General features: G+C 45.3%; 3 protein-coding genes. All 3 read right to left on the bottom strand.

The genetic code is table 11. The features are described 5' to 3' along the window. Positions 1-744: efflux RND transporter periplasmic adaptor subunit (locus tag AB4653_RS14755; protein ID WP_372104571.1), on the bottom strand; the 744-nt coding region annotated here is incomplete at its 3' end. Between the two features lie 11 nt (positions 745-755). After that, on the bottom strand, positions 756-2,198 hold the full coding sequence (locus AB4653_RS14750) for a TolC family protein (RefSeq protein WP_009845526.1): 1,443 nt from the start codon (positions 2,196-2,198) through the stop codon (positions 756-758). A 99-nt stretch (positions 2,199-2,297) separates the two neighbouring features. Then, positions 2,298-2,762: a hypothetical protein gene (locus AB4653_RS14745; protein ID WP_009845527.1), complete on the bottom strand. Its 465-nt coding sequence runs from the start codon at positions 2,760-2,762 to the stop codon at positions 2,298-2,300. Between the last annotated feature and the right edge of the window lie 192 nt (positions 2,763-2,954).

Here is a 2,954-nt window from a genome sequence, read left to right as displayed (position 1 = left end):
GATCACCGCTTGTGCAGGTGAAAGGTAACCACCTTCTCGGATATTCAGGCTTGCGATGACACCATCAGCTGGCGCTTTGACTTCAATGGTTTGCGAAGCTTTGCCTTTGCGCGTAATAGAGCGGATTTGAGTCTTATCAACACCCAAGGTAATTAAGCGTTCAGTCGAACCTTTGATCAAACCTTTACGACCCGTTTTATAAGCACTGATCAACTCGTCTTGTGCTTTAACAAGCTCTGGAGAATAGAGTGTGAAAAGCACATCACCTTTGTTTACCTTCTCACCTACTGCGTTGATGGAGAGTTTTTCCACCCAACCAGAAACACGGACGTTGGTTTGCCATAGCGCACTTTCATCAAATGCCACGTAGCCAACCGTTTCAATGCGTGGTGATAGCGCTTCTCTCGTGACTTGTGCGGTTTTCACGCCAAGGTTATTTTCCACAAAAGAATCAATAAACACGGTTCCGGGCTTATCTTTGGCTCCGCCGTTCACATCGTCAGCATATACAGGGATAAGATCCATCCCCATTGGTGACTGACCCGGCTTGTCTCGCTGATAATTTGGGTCCATCGGAGCCACCCAATACAGAGGTTCATCCTTGGTTTGTTTACTTACTTCGGCGCCTGTACTCGTTGCCATTGCTGACATGTTATGTGCTGACCCAACGACAAAGTGATTCACACTAAAACCCAATGCACCACCGACCAATAAAGCGATTGTTGCTACTTTTACTGTACTCATTGTCTATTCCCTTATTGATTGGCTGTGTGTTTAGTTGCGCTTGAGTTGAGTTGTGGTTGGTTTACTTGGTATTCAAAGCCACTGACTAACGCCGCCAGTTTGCTGTTAACGATGTTGAGATCGGTGATCAAACGTTGTTGCTCTAACTTAAGCGCCAACTCATCGGTCGTTGCTAAAATGACATCGTTAAACTGAGCGGTATTGTTTTGATAGCCCCTCTCAACCGCACTGATTCGTGCTGCGGTTTGAGGAAGCAAAGACGTTTGATAGCGCTCTAATCGCTGGATCAGATTTGATCTGTCCACCAGCAATGCGTTCACTTGTGCGTTCATTTGGGAAAGTAAGGTGTCTTTTTGAGATTTAGCCGCACCAACTTGATACTGAGCAGCCGATAAGTTTTTATCTTGTCGGTTCCCTGTAAACAGCGGGATGTCGACTGTCAGATAAGCACTCACCAGATCAGAAGCAGGTTCACCCGCCATGTTGTTGGCTTGACGGTGTGCATACATCACTTCGACCCCAAACTGTGGCGTATAAGCTTGCTCTGCTAACTCAACCTGAGTTTGATTGGAGGAAATACTGACATCGGAGATCTTAACCAAAGGATGGTCAGTCAGTAGCTGGTAGTGCTTGGATGAATCGATATTGGTCGCTAATTTGCTTTCCAACAACGACCAATCGATTTGGTTAGTTGCATTCAGTGTGCCCTGAGAATCAAGAACCTGAGAGCCTAGCCAATCAGAACCCAACCATTCAGAAAGCTGAGAGATTAGACGACGCTGAACCTGCTGGTTTGCCTGAAGTTTCTCATCAAGCTTGCTCACTTGGAGCTGAGCATTAAGCAGATCTTGCGCTTCACTTTTACCAATCGAGTAATTGGTTTGTACATAGTTTTCAAGCTCAACCAACAAACGACGATTTTGACGAATCACCGACTCAGCCTTTTGCTGATAACCTAACTCAAGCCAAAGCTGCGTCATGCTATTCGCAACCGTCAATTCTCTTGCTTGCACCTGCAAAGCCAAACCATCCGCTTGCTGCCCCGCTTTTTTCTGCTGTAGATCCAGCGTATCGCCACGTTCAAATTGCTGCATCAGACCAACCGAGATATTGGTCATTGGGTCTTCATCAAACTGGAAGCGATCGACTGGCAGACCACCAAATCCGACTTTTAGTTTCGGATCCATCAAGGTTGCGCTGGCAATGCCCGTTTCTCGCATCGCTTGAGACTGAGCAAAGTACTGTTTGCGATTTCCATCTTCGCTTAAAGCAATCTCAATCAGTGTATTGAGTTGCTGCGTCGAGCTTGCTTGGTCATGTGCTGAAATGTGTTGAGCATTTGAAGCTGACGCCGTGGTAGCCGCGAGCGTAGCACTTGAAAACAAGGCCATAGGCAAGGCAGCAGCAACCACTAAGCTCGTGTTCATGACAAACACAGAGGTTGTTGGTTTCATATTCACAATGAATGTCCATATCTAGCGCTAATTAGCGCATAAAAAAGAATGGCTTATCAGATTTATCTAACTGATATAACTGTATTTTTAGATATAGATTTATGCGGAAGGTGGGCGTAGCAAAGATTGAGCGCGTGCGACTTTCTGGCCAATCGTGACCGATTGAAAACGAGCTAATGAAAAGGAAAGTTGATCAACGGCTTGAACAGCCTGGATTGGATAGGGACTTGCAGAACACATTGAGGCACAGCAATCGGCACTCGAACAATGGTTACCCATCATCGGACTGCCGTCTTCGCTCATTGAAGACATATCGAATTGAGCCATCAAAGCATGGGCACTCATGTTAGAGTCTTCAGCGTGTACTTCTTCACTCATCACATGGCATCCCGCCTTTGAGTCATTAACCGAAGTATCGCTGTGGTAACAAGCCGACTTACCCGAGCTCATTTCCAACATCATTACTTCAGTCATCAAGGCTGAGGAGCTTGAGGCATAGCTAGACATCAACATCGCAATGATGCTGAAAACAATAATCCAAGTTTTTCGGAATGTGTTTGTCATAGCTTACCTTTGAATTTACAACGCAACTATAAACGTTCCCCTTAGGGTAAGGTCAATGCCATTGTGCCGATATTTGCCTGACCGTTGAAAAAGTATTCATCCTCTCTTTCATCAAAATGAGATAATTCTTCGACTTTGCAGTTTTTTCTTTAAAAATTATCCAATTAGCTAGCGAAACCTCTATCTGTGTAT

The sequence above is a fragment of the Vibrio sp. 10N.222.48.A3 genome (genome assembly GCF_041475345.1).
Lineage (GTDB): Bacteria > Pseudomonadota > Gammaproteobacteria > Enterobacterales > Vibrionaceae > Vibrio > Vibrio tasmaniensis_A.
This window is presented reverse-complemented; position numbering and strand designations above follow the sequence as displayed.

What these genes read in the sequence shown, in the direction of transcription:
- AB4653_RS14750 (WP_009845526.1), bottom strand. Translation starts at nt 2,198, where the DNA reads ATGAAACCAACAACCTCTGTGTTTGTCATGAACACGAGCTTAGTGGTT.
- AB4653_RS14745 (WP_009845527.1), bottom strand. Translation starts at nt 2,762, where the DNA reads ATGACAAACACATTCCGAAAAACTTGGATTATTGTTTTCAGCATCATT.